Raw genomic sequence first — 16,853 nt, 5'->3', positions numbered from 1 at the left:
GCCGATACCCGTTCGGTCTCCGGACTCCGAATCCGTTCCGTCTCCGTCCGAGCCGGACGCGCGCCGACCACCCCCGTGCGGTTGCGTGGTCCGCGGTTCCTCGGCCCGGTCCCCTCGGGATTCTCCCTTCTCTCCGGATTCCCCGGCGTCGGCATCGCCCGACGACCCGCGCGCCGTATTCGATTCGCTCCCTTCACCTTCCGAAGGGATGCCGGGACGCACCGGAGCCACCGGCCGCTCTCCACCGTCGTCGGCACGCCCCGGCGTGCTCCGACTGCCTTCCGGAGCTTCGTCGGTTCCCGGCTTACCGGCCTCGGTGTCGTCCGCATTCGGCCGACCCTCCGCTTCGTCGAGAACACCGTCGGCAGCACCGAGCTCCCGATGCTCGCCGCCGACCACACCGTCGGCACCGCGTGGCTCGACAAGCCCGGTCCTGATCTCACCGCCGGCACCAGGCGGCGTGGATTCGGAGCCCGGCTGCTGCGGACGAGGGGCCTGGGGCGGTGCTTCCAAGGCGGCGACGAAGGCTCGGCCCTGGGAATCCACGGTCAGGCGGATGTAGCGGATCTCCGCGTCCGGATGGGCCAGAGCCTGTGCCAGTTCCGGATGAGCGTCGACGGCGGCATCGAGTTCGGCACGGTGCGGAGACCCGCCGGAACCGTCGGAGCGCAGGCCGACCACGATCACGATCGGATGGTCGCCCTCGATGATTCCGACCCGGTTCGTCACCGGCCGCGCGCCCTGCCCCGCGAGGAAATCGGGTCCGGCCGCATCGGTGATTCGCTCGGTGAGGGCGAAGACCCGGGTGCGTACCTCCTCGTAGGCTCGTGCGGCGCGCTCCCGCTCGCTGCCGGTGGCGGCGTCCCGTTCGGCGCGCAACCGGCCCAGGTCGCCGGCGAGACGGGCACGTTCGGTCGCCAGCCGCTCGACTTCGGTTCGGCCCGAGGTCAATTCGTGTGGCTCCATCGGCCCGGGCTGTCGCAGCGGCCCGTCGCCGGATGCCGGCCGAGCCCGATTCCCCTCAGCGGCCTGTTCGTCGGGCCCGGCCGCGCCGAGGTCGTCCAGCCGGCGGGTGAGATCGCCGCGCATCCGCCGCAGCGTATCGGGCAGTTGCCTCGGCTCCACCGCAGCTTCGGGTTCGCCGAGGCGTTCCGCCCAGACGAAGTGCTCACCCGGGCCGGCATCGGCGAGCTGTTCCACGCGGCCCGCACGCAGCAGCAGATCCAGCAGCGGGTCGCGCGCACCGGGGGCGGGCAGGGCACGCAGCGGCCCCGCCTCGCGTGCCGCCACCTCCTTCAGAGCCTCGACCGGGTTGCGGGGCAATCCGGGGAAGCGTTGCCGCGCACCGGTTTCGGCGAGGATCTCGGCGGCGCGGCGTTCACGCGGCGAAAGCCACGAGGGGTCGGGCGCGGGCGCGTCGACCGCATACGGAATCCGCGACATCCGCAGGGTCTTGTCGCCGTCGTGCTCGGGCGCATCGGGCGGCAATTCGTCCGGATGGACCGGCACCCCGTCACGGATCACGAGATGTCCGCTCAGGCGGCGCCGGTTGGTGTCCCAGTCGTAGCCGTACCGAGCCGCTTCCAGGTCGGCGTCGTGCCAGGTGGCGTCGTCGTGGTCGGCGAGGTACCTGGCTTCGACGTAGGCGTCGTCGAGCAGCAACAGATCTTCGTTGTACGGCGTGGTCCGGCCGTCGCCGTCACCCTCGCCGGTGAGCCGCAGCCAGGCGTCGGCCACATGCGGGAGCCGGTCGTAGGTCTTCTTGACCATCCTGCCGGTCGGGTCGGCGTGGTCGCGCACCCACATCTCGTTGCGCATGAGGTGGTCCTTGACCAACTGGATGCGCTCGGTCAGTTCCACGCGGGTGAGCGCAGTGCCGTCCGGATGCCGTGCCAGGTTCAGCGTCTCCCGCCGGGCGCCGCCGGGGTCGGCGGGGTCCAGCAGCGGATCGCGGGCCCGGGTCAGCAGGTCGACGATCCGGTGCACATCGGCATTGCCGGTGTCGTCGGCGAATTCACCGATCACCCGATCCGCCCAGCGCTGCACCGCATCCCAGCGCGCGACGTCGCGGTCCTGGCGCGGCGTGGACCACTCCACCCGATCGCGCGGCGGCACGTGATCGGCGGCCGACCAGGGCCGATGCGGCGGCTGCAGATCGATCCGCGGCCCGGCACGCCAGCCCTTCCAGCCACGGAACGAGCGCACCACAGGGATCTTGCGCAGCACCGGATGGTCCGGATCGAAGGCGCCGTCGGGCAGCCAGGTGGTGTGCCCGCGCACCCACTCCCCGATCTCCGGCCGGCGCTGCAGCGGACCCAGCACCCACGGGTGCTTGCGCGCCATGTCGTAGAGCTGCACCCACCGCTTTCCGATGGTGTACAGCGCGCCGTCGAGCGGCATGCCGTGATGGGCTTCCTCGTCCCAGCCCGGCGGCGGCTCCGGTTTCGGCCCCGGTCCCTGATGCCACCACAATTCGGCGCGGCCGGCTTCGCTCAGCGTCAGGATCTGCTCGTAGCTCAGCTCCGGCCAGTGATCGGTCAGGAGCCGAAGTACCAACGGCTCCACCATGTTCTGGAACGGTTCGGCGCCCAGGGTGCCGCTGAACCCGTCCGGCATCTTCTCCTCACGCTGCCGATACGGGATGTGGGAGTTGTCCGTACCGCCGAACGCCGCCCACCCCTTGGGCGGCAGCCGCCAGCCGTCGACTTCCTTCTGCCAGTATTTGTCCAGTTTCGTGCCGCGCGGCAGTTCCGGCTGGTAGGCGCGGAAACCGCGGGCCTGGCCCTCCCGGGTGTCGTGCCAGTGTCCGTCCGCGCCGCGCCAGCGCACCATCGTGTCGCCCGCGAACGGCAGCGCGTCTCGGCCGAGGCGGCCGTGCGCGGGCAGCCCCGTGCGCTCGATCTCCACCGGCGCCATGGTCTCGATCCGCGCGCGGATCTGACCGGCGCCGTCGCGATCGCCGCCGGCCAGCTCACCGGTGACCGACAGCCGATCGATGGTGGTGGCCGGATCCTTCAGCAGCGCGGCCAGATCGGGATGCTGTGCCAGCGCGTCCAGCAGCGGAGCGTCGAATCGATCGTCGGCCGGCCGTCGCGGTCCGTCCGGATCGTCGGTGCGGACCGGCACGTCCGGATGGTCGAATGCGGCGCGACCGGCGACGACGATGAAACGGGCCGGGCGGCCGCCGGTTCCGTCCTCGTCGGGCGCACGACCGTGGTCCACCCACACGTTCTCGCTGATCCGGCGCACCGTCGGCGTCTCGTCCGTACCCACCGCGGCCCGCCAGTGGTCGGCGACGGCATCGGGCCACGCACCCGTGAGAGCGACCCGCTCGTCGTTGAAGCGGTCGATCTCGTGTTCGGCGCGCTCCACCGCTTCCTCGGCATCGGCGAGCCGGCGCAGGTTCTCGGGGGTGCGCTGCGCGGGGTCGTCGAGGAGCCGGGACAGCTCATTCCTGATGCGCCGCAACGGTTTCGCCCGCTGGACCGCGGCCCGGTGCTCGTCGGCCACCCGGCCCAGTTCGTCGCGGACCGCTTCGGCCTGCGACGCGTCGTGGCGGGCACCCTGTTGTTCCAGGTCGTGGATCTCGCGGTCGATGGCGTCGAGCCGGTCCTCGAAATGGAACAGCCGGTCCAGCGCCTCGGCCAGCTTGTCGACGTGGTCGGTCTGCTCCCGCTCCTGTTCCGGATTGAGCTGCTCGTGCCGCGCGACGTCGGGACTGTCCGGGCCCGCGCTGTCGCTGACGTAGCGCCCGGTGTCTGCGCGCAACTGACGCAACGTCTCCGACCAGCGGTTGCGGCTCAGATCCACATCCCCGAACGGGTCGGCGCGATGGTCGACCTTACTGCGCCAGAACTCGAGATCGGCTGCCACATGGGCACGTTCGCGCACCTTCGCGTCGAGTGCCGCCTGCGGATCCGCCGCCGGCTCGGGGTTGTCCGCCGGACGAGGCCCGTCCGCGTGCGGCTCGCCGGATCCCGGCGCGTGCGGCTCGGTTCCAGCTCGACGCGGCTGCTCGAGTTCGGCGGGGCGGTGCGTGGCTCCGTCGAGTTCCGGTGGGGGCCGGTGCATGTCGCTGAGCCGAACGTGTCCGTCGGCGTCGACGCGAACCTGCTGGAACACGAATTGGCCGTCGTCGCCGAGCAACGCGCGGCGGACAGCGGGGTCGAGCACATGATCCGGATTCGCGCCTGGCGCCACCACCACGAGCCGGTCCGGTGCGCCGTCGCGGCCCGGAACGAGCCGCGCCACTTCCGGTTTCGGATTCGCCGGGTCCACGGGCCGCCCGTCGGCGCCCAGCGGAAGGCCCTCGTGACCGGCCAGGACGTCGCGTGCCGCGAGTAGCGCGGCGTCGGCCGCCACCCGGTCGCGGGCGGCGACCAACGTCTGGTCGTGCACCCGCAACAGCCCCAGCAGGGCCTTACCGAGCGATTCGGTCTCCTCGGCCCGCGCCTCCTCGGCGCGGCGGTCCTCGAAGAACTTCTGCAGGTCGGCCCGTGGGATATCCGCACGATTCCACAGTTCGTCGGCGCGGGCCCGGCGCTGGACGATCAGATCGCGCACCGCTGCGGCCAGCTCGCGCGGCCGCATCCGCCAGGCGTCGTCGATACCCAGATGTTCGGCGAGCCGGACGATCTTGGCGAAGTTCTTGTCCACCTGATCGTTGCGGCGATCCAGTTCCGCGCCGAGGTCGCGCAGCTGTCTGCGCAGCGCCCGGGTGCCCGGCTCGTGTTCGTGCTCGTCGCCGCCGGCGAACCAGTCTCCGGGACGACGCACCGGATCCGGCCGCGTGGCAACGGGCTCCGTCGATGCCGGATGGTGCTCGCTCACCCAGATGCGGCCGTTGTGGTCCAGTTCGAGCCGGTAGTAGACGGCGTCGAACCCCTCGGCCGCATGCCGGATCCGCTCCCGCGCGGGCAACCGGAGCTCGGGATCACGGCCCGATCCGACCCCGACCCACCGGCCGCGCTCGCCGGGGGCGCCGTCCACTCGCATGTGATTGGGGGCGTCGAACCGGAAGCGACGGTAGGAGACTCCGGAGATTCGCGGGCCACGATCATCGAAACCGGCTCGCAACTGCAGCATTTCGCGTTCGGCGGCATGCTGGGCAGCGGCCCGGCGGGCGGATTCGTTCGCCGACGCCGTGCGGTAGCGGTCCACCAGCTCGACGGTCGCGCGCCGCTGCCGCTCGGAGATGGTGTCGCGATGGTTGTTCACCGCGTCCCGGACCGCACGTTGCAGTTCCGGCCGCGACAGCCCCTCCGGATCGACGCCGAACTCGCGGGCGAGCCGCTCCAGCCGGGGCAGATCGACGGTGCGGCGATCGCCGAGTTCGATGGACAGTTCGGCACGCCGCTGGGCCGGCGGTGCCAATCGGTCGCGGATCGCGTCGGCGACCTGATGGTCGGACGGCAGCGGCACACCCAGGCGCGCGGCGCGGCGGTCCACCTCCAGCCGCGGTGCGCCGCGGTCGAGATCGCCGATCAGATCGCGCAATTCGTTTCGAACCGCCGGCACGGTGTCGGCGGCATCGGCGGTGCGGGCGATCGTCTCGCGCAGGATCTCGCGCCGTATCTCGTCCGGCCGCAGGCCCAGATCGTGAGCGCGCGCGGTCATTCGCGTCCAGGCGCGCACTCGCGTGGTACCGGCATCCGCCAGATCCCGCAGCGCCTTTCGCAAGGCACGCGTCACCGGACGGTGCTCCCGCTGTGGGCCGTCCTGATGCCATGTCTCGCGCGTGGACCGTTCGGCGCCGGGCGGCTCGGGCCGGCGCGGGAGCGCCACGGTGCTCGAATCCCGTTGTACCGGGGAGTTTTCGGATCCGTCATCCCCTTCCCGCGGCGGGCTGCCGTCGTCCGAACCTCCATTCGTCGGGGGCTTACCGCCGGCGCCACCATCGATCCCGCCACCGGCGGCATCGGGTGCCGGTTGCGCGCCGGGTTCCGCCTGGGCGCGCGGCGCGGCACCGCCGGGCCGGTCACCGCCCGGCTTCGCGGGTGACCCACCCGTGCCGTCGTCCCCACCACCGGAATCGGCACCCGGCTCGTCGCCACCGGGTTTGCCGGCGGAGCCCTCGTCACCGGACGGCAGTTGTTCTGCGGGTTTCGCGGCGGGACGCTCCTCGCCGGCCGCCGGCTGCTCACCAGCCTTCGCACCAGAACCCTGAGCGCCGGCTGCCGACTGGTCACCAGGCCTCGCGACAGAACCCTCCGCACCAGCAGCCGGCTGCTCACCAGGCCTTGCACCAGGCACCTCAGCACCGGGACTGTTCTGGTCGCCGCGCTCGGCGGAACCTTGATCACCGCGTGCGGCGGGGCGGCGACCGTCGGTGGACGCCCGTTCGCCGGGAGCCTGCGCGCTCTGGGGATTCGCGGCACGCAGCTGCCGTTCCTCGATCCGGGCGGCCTGGTAATCCCGGGCGGCGCGCATCATCTCGCGGCGCAGGCCGTACAGCTCGTTCAACCGCTGCTGGGCGCGGTCGCGGGCGGCGGCCCACTGGTCCGGGCGCAGATCGTTGCGCGCGATCGTGGCCTGATTTTCGGCCGACTCGTCCTCGATCCGGCGCTGGATCGCGGCCTCCAGATCACGCGCGTTGCCACGGTCGGGAAGGCCGAGTTCTCTTGCGATCCTACGCAATTCGGCATGTGCCGCGTCCTGTCGAGCAAGCGCGGCGTCGATCGGATCCGGCTGCGCTCCCTCGACTCTCGACGCCCCCTCCCGCGGTTCTCCGCTCCCCGGCGTCTGCTGCGATTCGGGTGCCGGCCCTGCCTGCTGTTTCGTCTGCCCCGTCTCCGGCGGCTGCTCGCGGTTCTCGGCCCCGAGCTCGGCGTTCTCCGCGTCGGGTCCTGTTTCCGGTGCATCAGCACCCGAGCGCGGCTGTCGCAGCGGCTTTTCGACTCGGTTCGCCGGATCCGTGGCCGGGTCGCCAGGTGCGCTCTCCCGCCCCGGCTCCGAGGTCCCGGTGACGCCGTCCTGTTTCGGTGAGGCGGCCGGCGATTCCGGTTCGGGCGCAGCGGTTTTCGGCTCGTGTGTTCCGGCAGGCGATGGTGTCGGTTCGGTGGGTCCGCGGTGGTCGCCGACGATCTTCCACAGCCAGTCGGCGTGCTGGGCGGCTTGCCGGGCCTCCCATTCCGCTTGATCGGCGCGCATCCGAGCGGCCCAGGTTGTGGGACCTTCGGGACCGTCCGGATCGCGAGCGACCATCTCGTCGGCGAGTTCGCGCATGCGGATGGCATGCCGGGCCGCCATCCGCGCGTCCCAGCTCGCATTCTCCGCGCGCATGCGCATGCCCCATTCGGAGGGGGACTCGATGCGCGGTGCGGTGGCACCGGAATCGGCTGCGGGGCCGTCGTTGTCGCCCGGACGCGGTGGTTCCGAGGGCGTGGAGGCGGACTCGCCCGCGTCGCGGCCGCCGGGTGTCTGCGAAGAGGCTCCATCGGGGTCCCCGCCTCCGGGCTCCGGCGGCGGTGCACCCTCCCCCGGTGAGCTGGGCGGCTTCGACGGCGGTCCCTGCGGCGGGGTAGCCGCCGCGCCGTCGTCGCCCTCCTCGCCTTCGGACAGCTCCACATCGCGTGCCACGGCCGCGCGCAGTTCGGCGTCCAGATCCGCCACCCGCACGTCGTTGTCGTGGAATCTGCGCGTCGCCTCGAACAGCGCGTCGTGCCGGCGGCTGAATTCCTCGAACCGCCTCCGGTAGTCGGCGAGATTCTCGCCCCGGACGGTGCGCGACCCCAGTTCGCCGAACAGATCGTGCAGGGCCGAGCCGTTTTTCAGGTCGTCGGACAGCAACTCCTCCGGCGTGACGCGGAGTTCGTAGGCATGGGCCTCGATATAGCTGCGGGCCCGTTCGCGCTCGGTCCAGGCAGCCGCCCATTCCCGGCTGAGCCGATCGATGGTCGCCTGCCGGTTCTCCGGCAGATCGGCGACCGCCTGGTGATAGCGATCGTTCAGTTCCGCCAGCGCCTTCAGATCGGCGGCCCGCTGTCGCAACTCCTCGCGCAGTTCGCGGTGCACCTGCTCCCGCTGCGCCGGAGTCAGCCGCTCGTGCTTTTCGATCTTGCCGTCCCGATAGGCCTCGTAGGCCCGCACGTACTGCTCCGGAGTGGCATCGGTGAGGTCGTGGCCGAGCAGCCGGGCCCAATCGCGATTCGGCCGCGATCCGGACGCGACCGGCCGATCCGGGTCGGGTGTGCCGAACAGCCGCTGCCCGTCACCGATGGTCTCCCGCAGGTGGGTCAACGCGTCCGGATCGTGCATCGGCACTTCACCGTCGAAAACCCGCGGGTCGGTCGCGGGATCGAAACGCAGACCGTTCGTGAACGGATCCGTGTCCGCGAGGGTCCGGATGAAATCGGTCAGCGCCGCACCGGTGCCGGGGTCGCGGAGCCGGCCGCGGATCAGCGAGGTCAGCTCGCCGGGATCGATGCCCTGTGGATTGCGCTGATAGTCGAGTTCCTTCGAGTACTTCTTCGGGAATACGTCCTCCGGTTCGCCGCCCAGCGCGCGCACGAGATCGTCGCGGGCCTCGACCAGATGCGCCGGATCCTCACCCCGCCCCTTCAGATAGCTCGCCAGCTTGTCGTAGTACTTGACCAGCTGCTCGACCTGCTGTTTGCGCAGCGCGTTGCGGGTGCCGCGATCGGCGATCGACTCGGCGACCCGCTCCGGCGTCGCGTGTTGCGCATCGTCGATGCCGGTGGTCTGCGCGAGCCGGTCGCGCGCATTGGCCAGATCGTGGAAGGACTCGATGGCGTCGCTGGTGCGCGCGTGGTCCAGCAGCGCCTCGATCTGCAGTGCGCGCAGGTCGTTGGCGCGCAACTCGTGTTCGATCAGTTCGGGTGTGATCTGTTCGGGGTCCAGGCCGAGCTCGCGCGCGAGATCGTCTCGGACGGAACGTATCTGCTCCGGTGTGCGGGCCTGCGGCGCGACCGGGTCCGGCTCGGCGGGCGGCTGGGTGACGTGCCAGGTGCCGTCGGCGTCGCGGACCAGCAGTCCGTCCAGATGCCGGCCCTCGACGTCCACCGAGATCGCCCGGCCCTCGATATCGCCGACGTGGCGGACGTGCGCCTGGTTGTTCGCGTCGACGACGACCGTCCACTTCTCCGCCCGCACCTCACCGTTGTTGAGGCGGGCGGCGAGCCCGGGATGGCGATCGAGGGCCCCGGCGAGCGTCTGTTCGTGGTCGCCGTGCACATCCAGGACCACCAGCCGGCCCGGCTCACCCGGACGCTGCGGCGGCAGCTCGCGAATATCATTGGCGGGGAAGCGTTCCCGGAACTCCGCCACCCGGTCTGCGAAATCGCGGATCTCCCCCGCACGTTCGTGCACTCCGTCACGCAGGTCGTTCAATGCGCGGTCGAGCTGGTCCGGTTCGAGCCGGGACAGTTCGGCCGCGAGCAGATCCGCCCAGGTCGCCCGCTCGTCGCGGATCTGGTCGCGCCGCAGCGCATTCTCGAAATAGGTCCGCAGGCCCTGGTCGCGGCCCGACTCGTCCTCGGGGTCGTATTCGATACGCTCGTCGGGGTTTTCGACGTTCAGCACATCGAAGTCGCGGCCGGATTCGGCGCCGTTGTTCACGCCGCGCCAGTTCAGCAGGCCGGGATCGTCGCCCTGGGCGATGACCACTTCCTTGAGAAATCGGCCGAGCGGATTGTGGTCGGTGATCGACTGCGGCCGGTACGGGATATCGGCGTGCTCGGCGTTGTAGCGGTGCGCGGCGTCGCGCAGGGCCTCGATGACGGCGGCCCGGCGCAGATTCTGGTATTCGGCGGTATCGAGTGCGCGGCGCAGCGTCTCCGGGCTGATATCGGTCAGGTCGATGCCCAGTCGATCGGCGGCGGCCCGCAACTCGTCGGCCGGATTGTCGTGCGGCGCTTCGGCTTCGCCGTGCTGAGGCGCGGAATGGCCGGGCAGGTCATGGGGCTGTGATTCATCGACCAGGTGGCCCAGCCCGATATCGCGCAGATACTTGTGCATCGCCGCGACCTCAGCCGGGTCCGCGTCCTCGTTCCAGTACGCGTACTCCCGCCCGTCGCGGGTGCGCATCGGAATATGTTCGCCCGCTTGCAGATCCATGCGAGCGGTGAGGTGGTTCAGCAGCGGTGCGTGTTCCCGGTTGATCCAGAGCGTGAACGACTCCTTCAGCAACCGCGCGTAATTGATGCTTATGTCGTGGTCACCGAGGGTCTCGAGCGCGTGGATGTCGAACAGATGCCCGAAATCCTCGGTCATCTCGGTCTGATATTTGCCGTCCTGACCACTGCCCGACGGATACTTCGGATAGTGCCCCTCGTACCCGCCGGTGAACCGCTGCCACAGCGAACGCAGCGGCCCCGGCTTCGCCGGTTCGACCTCACCGCCCGGCGTGTGCTCACCTTCGCCGACCGGCTCGACGGATTCGACCCGCCACCGACCGCCGCCGTCGGCGACCAGCCGCAACCGCACATGCTCACCGTCGACGGCCACGACGACCTCGCCCCGCCGCGGCGGCTCGCCCGGGGCCGCGCCCGGCGTGGGCGGCTCGCCGGGTGGACGACCCGCACCACCGGCACCGTCGGGCAACTCGGGACTGTCCACGTGCGGTGCGCCATCGAACCCTTCGGGGCGCCGGAAAAGCACTGTGACGCCGGTGTTCTCGCCCAGTCGGCCGTCGAGACCGGAATCGCCCGGCAGCTCCGGATCGCCGAAGGTGACCTCGGTATAGCCCAGCTCTTCGGCGAGCTTGCCGGTGAACGTCCGGCGCGCCGATTCTTCCGGCGTGAAGCCGTCTTGCACTCCCGCGTTGAAACTGTCCAGATTGTCGGTCAGCGCCCCGCCGTCGTACCACTCGTCCTGGATCGCTTCGACCCGGTCGCCGAGCTCGTTCATCAGATCCCGGAACATCTCCCGCCCGGACGGCGTGTCCGGACCGGCGTTCACCTCGTAGTGGAGCACGCCGTGCTGGTCGACCCACCCCTTGATGCCGTAGGCGGTATCGCCGCCGTAGGTATTGATGTAGGTCGATCCGCCCGGATCGGGTGGCCCGGCTGCCGGACGAGCGGACTGCCCGTCGGTCGACTCGTCCCGGGGCGGATGCGCGGAATCCCACGCCTCGCCGTAACCGCGCGCGTAACTCGCGCCGCCGTCGGGCGCATGATCACCCATTGCCGGGCGGATGGCGTCGACACCGGCCTGGTTCGCGATCCGGTCCAGTTCGGCGGCCCGCGCCGTCGCATCGCCCGGCAGGTCGTCGCGCGCGGCCGCCCGTTCGCGCGCCGCGGTGAACGCGTCGCGGTAGATCCGCTCCAGCGGACTGGTCGCGATGTCGTGGCCCGCATCGCGCAACTGTGCGAGCGCGTTGAATTCTATTGCGTGCGCGTCGGTTTCCTCGTCCACCATATGGTCGACGTATTCCTCGCGCGACATCCGATCGCGGTCGAGCACACCGTCGGCGGCACTGCGCTCGTGCGCCCGCTGGGCATGAATGGCGGCGTGGACCATAGCGGCCATCTGCTCGCCGTCGGTGCCGCCGATATCGAGGGTGAGCCGGTTGCGGGCGGGCTCGTACCGATGACCACCCCCGGAGTCGTGTTCGATGGTCACGCCCCGGGCGTGCAGCGTGTCGACCGCCCAGGCGCCCACCGGCACATCGGCCAGTGTGCGTTCCAGCTCGGTGACGATCGCCTCGGAAGCCCGCGCCGCGAGGTCCTGCGGCTCGACGGGTTCGGCCGGTTCTTCCCGGGCGGGCCCCGGTTGGTCGGCCCGCTCGTAGCGGATCTCGCCGTTGTGGCGGGTGTCGACGGTCAGGTATTCGGGCTCGACACCCGGGCGGGCCACGCGCTCCACGATCTCGGGCGGCGCCGCCCGCATGACCCGCTCGTGATCGCCGGGCCCCGCGGCGACCATGATCCGTTCCGGTTCACCGGGAATCACCGCGAAGTGGTCACCGAACACTTCGGCGCCCGGGGCATCGGCGATCATGTCACCGAGCAGCCGGCGCGCGACGTCCGCGGCGGCGGTAGCCCGCAGCCGGTCGACCTCGGCCAGCGCGTTGTGATGCCGATCGACCAGATCCGACATCCGTCGCAGATCGTGGGCCAGCCGACGCAACTCGGCGCGGCGCTCCGGTGGCAGCCCATCGCGGCCGAGTTCGCGCTCGACAGTGCGCAGCTGATCGGAGATCAAGTGCTGCACCATATCCCGGCGCATCGTCGGGTCGTAGGGGATGCGATCGGCCACCCGGTCGGCGACGTGGGCCAGTTCCTGCGCATGCTCGTTCAACCGCACGGTGGCGATATGCCGCTCGAGTGCGGCCGAGCGGATGCGGTCGCGGACCACCGGATCGTCGGGCACGTAGCGGATGCTCTGATCGGTCGGAGTGCGGGCGCCGTCGTGCGCGCGATCCCAGATATCGCGGTAATGATCGGCGTAGGTTCGGCCACTGTCGTTCGGCGGGACGTGCTCGAGGTAGTTGCGCAGATGGTCGACCGCCACCTCATGTGCGATCTCGTGCGCTCCCGGGCCCTCGAGTCCGCGCAGCGCGCGCTCGTAGGCATGGCGGTAGGCGACCTCGGCGGGGTGTTCGGCGATGTCGTAGCCGAGTTCACGCAACTCCGCCGCCAGCTGGAAGCGGCGTCCGGAGGCCATCGCCTCCTCGTGCACCATCTCGCGCACATAGTCGTCGCGCGACAGCTCGAGGGGGCGATCGGCGGGGGATTCGCCGTTGAGATACCGCTCGGCGTGCACGCTCTCGTGTGCGAGGGTGAGTGCCTGAGCGATCTGGCCGCGTCCCTCGGCGTACAGGACCGCCGTGATGTCGCGGCGCCGGAACGATCCGGATCTGCCGTCGCTGTGCGACCCCTGATCGATGTGCTCGCGATAGCGGCGATCGGTGAGTTCGCCGAGAATCCTTCTGCCGGTGGGTGTTCGGAGCAGCAGTTCGTGCACCCGGCCGACATTGTCGTCGAGCGCCTGCCGGATGCGCACGGCAGACGGGTCCTGCTGCCGCGCAAGGGCTTCCCGATGTTCCGGAGTGAGCGGGTGGATGGGACGCCCGCGGTGGTCGAACAGAATCATGTGGGTGTCGTGCAGATCCGAAGGCACGCTCGCCGGGTGGTCGGTCACCACCCCCGTACTCGGATCGCGCACCACGATCCGCCCGCCACCCTCGTGGACCATGACGTAGGCGTGCGCACCGACTACTCGGCGACCGGGACCGGCGTGATAACCGTCGACCACCAGTGCCGACGCCCCCTTGCGCATCCGCGAGAGCCGCCGGGCGATCGCATCGTGGTCGCCGACCTTCACCATCCGGCCACCGGCGTCCGCCTGAACCTCCGCGGCGGTCATCCCTTCCGGTCCGACGGCGCGCTCGGGCAGCCGGATCGTCTTGCTGCCGGTGAGATCGCGAATCAGCTTCAGCGCCAATTCGGCACAGCGGCCGCGGGTCGACTCCGGCCGCGAAGTCGCCGGTTTCGCCGCCTCCGGAGCCCCGGTGTGATCGGGCTGCTCGCTCCGCGCGGAACGCGCCGGCTGATGGTCGCCGACCGGCGCCGGCATGGGCGGGGCGCCCGGCACCAGCTGGTCTTCGGGCCGGTCATCGCTCGTCTCGTCGCGGTCGTGCCGGGTGCCGTCCTCGCCCGCCTCGTGAACCGGTTTGCGCACCGTACCGTCGTGGTTCGCGTCGGCGGCGGGGCGCCGTCGTGGTCCACCCGGTTCCGCATTCGATTTGTCCTGCGCGGCATCGTGTTCGGATCGGGCCTCGTCCGGATGCGACGGGTCTCGCGCCGGATCGCCGGTGTCGTCGCGCGGCGTACCCGCATCGTCGGCCCGGTCGTGCCGCACACCCGGCTCGTCCGGATGGTTCGAGACGCCCGAATCCGCGTCGCGGGGTGCGGCGGCATCGGCGTGAACCGCCGAGTCGGCGTCCCGGGAGGAAACGGACTCGTCGGCCCCCGGTACAGCCCTGGCGGAATCGCGGGTAGGCGCGCGGTCGTCCAGCGGGCGGGCACCGTCCGAATCACGCGGACCGGCATGCTCGGCATCCCTCGGGCCGGCATGCTCACTGACGGGCGGCTCGGTGCTGTCGGAATCGCGCAGGGCAGACGCGTCGGTGTCACGCTGCTCGGGGTCCCGCCGGCCCGTCTCGTCCCGATCGCGCGGGGTGGAGGTGCCGGCATCGCGCCGCTCGGGGTCGCGTGGGACCGTCTCGTCCGTATCGCGCGGGGTCGACGTGTCGGCATCGCGCCGCTCGGTCTCCCGTTGCACGGGCTCGGTCGAATCGCCCGGATCTCGGCCGTCTCCGCGCGCGGGCTCGGCCGACTGCTCCGGCGAATCCTCGGCACGCGCGGGCCGATCGACTTGCGCCGCATCCGGTTCGTTGGACTCCGGTTCGTCGGCACGACGCACCCCCGGCTCGTCACCCGCGGTTCCTTCGTCGCGCCTCGCGGTGTCGTCTCCGGTTCCGGCCTTGCCACGAGTTCCTGCCTCATCGCTCGTGGCCTCGTCACGCGTTCCGGCGCCGTCCAGATCCCGCAGTGGCGCGGGCTGACGTTCGGGTGCGCGTACCTCGTCGCGGGACGCCGGTCGGTCCGGCCGTTGCGCGGTGGGTTGATCGGATTTGCTTGGGGTGCGAGTGTTTTCGGGACGTTCGCTCGCGCGTGTCGGTTCGGACCCGCGTGGTTGGTCCGTGCGCGGGCCGGCACCGGCGCGGTCTCGCGGCTGGGCGGTGTCCGCGCGGTCCGGTTTGGCGGTGACCCGTTCGCCCTCGCTCGCGCCGGGCCGGGTCGCGGCGCGCGGGCCCTCGGAGTCGCCGACTCGAGCCTGCACCCGCATATCGGCAGCGGGGCGGGCCGCGGACGGGTCGGCCGCACCGGCTCTGCCCTGCTGCCGGGCATCGGTGGCGGAACCGCGGCCGAGATCGGCGGCGGCACGTCCGTCGGCGCCGGTCCTGGCGTCGGGCGTGCGCACCTCCCCGGTCCGGGGCGCCTCGGCACCGCCGGACGCGGGTCCGCGAGCGTCGACCGGCGACGCTCCGGACGCGGCCGTGGAGCCCGTCGACGCACCGGCTGTCGCGCTCGAGTCGGTCGACGCTCCGGGGCCCGTCGCGCTCGATCCCGACGACGCGCTCGATCCCGACGACGCACTCGGCCCCGACGATGCGCTCGATCCCGACGTACTCGGCCCCGACGAAGCGCTCGGGCCGGACGATGCCGCCGGTCCCGGGGCGGCGGCGGAACTCGCCGACTCGGCCGGTCCGGACGATGCGGCAGGACCGGCGGCCGTGCCCGCTTCGCTGCCGGCGGGTACGGCCCCCGAGGCATGGGACGCCGATTCGGAGGCGGGAGCCGTTGTCGGCGTGACGTTTTCGTGCGTACCACCGCTCGGTGTCGCGGCGGTGTCCGCGGTGGTGGAATCGTGCGCGCCGCCCGGCACCTCGCTGCGAGCCGGAGGAGTCGGCGACGAGTCGGATACCGGTCCGGTGGATGTCGCGGATTCGGACGGCGTACTCGAGCCCTCCGACCCGGGACGCTCCGCCGGCGGAGTCGACGGTGTGGTCTCGGAGGTATCCGAACGATCTTGTGGCGCGGTCTGTTCCGGCGTACCACCGGCGTCGGATGCCGGGCGCTCGTGGGTGCCGGCCGTCGTAGTCGGCGCACCCGCGTGGCTGTCGTGACCGTTGGTCACCGCCCCGCCGCGCACGGACCCGGAGGATCCCGGCTCGCCGTTCAGGCCGGTAGCGGAATCACCGTGCGGCACAGCGCCATTGCTGTCGGACAGGTCGACATGGGCGTTCGGCACGGTGCCGTCGTGGGTGGAGCCGTGCAGATCACCGATATTGCCCAGATCCGGCCGCGGCGCGTTCAGCTTCCAGAACGGCGAGTTCTCGAAATGGCTGTGCGCCATATTGTGATTCACCGCCGACGCCCCGCCGGTGATCGCTCCGGCGCTGAACATGCGCCAATCGACGTGCGTATTCTTCAGATTCTTCAGCGCGGTGTCCAGATCACCGTGCGCCAGATCGGAGGCGAACTGCCAGCCGACCGAGCCCCCGAAGGCTGCCACCGAGTTGACCAGGCCCGATCCCGCGCCGATCCCCGCGCGGGTGAGATTGACGCCCCACTTCGAGGTGACGTCGCCGACCTCGTTGCGGAAGGCGTTGCCGAACTTCTTGCCCATCGCCTCACCGAAGGCGCCGCCGGCCGCGCCACCGACACCCGCGGCGAAGGTGGTGACCTCGAGCTGCTGCCAGTCGATGCTCTTGCGGTGCCCCTCCCACACCTGCCACTGCTGCACCGCGAAATCCTGGATCGCCCCGAGGGCCGCATTCAGCAGCACATGGCGGAACATGAAGCGCACCAACGCGTTCTCGGCCAACCGGCCCGCCCAACCGGCCATCGCGTCGAGTACCCGGCGCATCATCATCCGCACCGCGACACGGGTTGCGACGATGATGCCCGCTTCCTCCGCGGGAGCCGTCGGCGGGAAGATCCACACCGCGGCGATATCGGCGGCGGTGATCACCAGCGTCGAATAGAACATCAGCTTGGTGTATTCGATCTGCGTACCGCCGCCGTAGACCGAATCCCCGACCTGATCGAAGTATCCCGCCAGCGCCTCCAGCGAATCCTTGCCGTGGCGCATGCTGTCGAAGGTGTCGATCATCTGCTGCTGGCCGTCGCCGGACGGGTACGCGGCCAGTGTCGCGGATTTGGCGTCGTCCATCAGGCTCAGGATGTCGCGCAGTTCGCCGGCGGCGGTATGCCAGTCGCCTGCCAGCGACCACATATCGTCTTCGTTGCCGTGCGGCCACTCCATCCCGATGGCCGCACCCAGCCACTCGAGCCAGCTGGGAAACTCGATCATGCGCGGTTACC

1 protein-coding gene is annotated in these 16,853 nt (G+C 71.0%); it reads right to left on the bottom strand.

The window, feature by feature from the left end; genetic code table 11:
* A partial coding sequence (locus A5780_RS19295) for a hypothetical protein (protein ID WP_064909162.1) occupies window positions 1-16,842 on the bottom strand: 16,842 nt, incomplete at its 3' end.
* Between the last annotated feature and the right edge of the window lie 11 nt (window positions 16,843-16,853).

The organism is Nocardia sp. 852002-20019_SCH5090214, assembly GCF_001665865.1.
In the GTDB taxonomy this organism is placed as follows: Bacteria; Actinomycetota; Actinomycetes; order Mycobacteriales; family Mycobacteriaceae; genus Nocardia; species Nocardia nova.
Note: the sequence above shows the minus strand (reverse complement) of the source record. Positions and strands in the feature narration are given on the sequence as shown.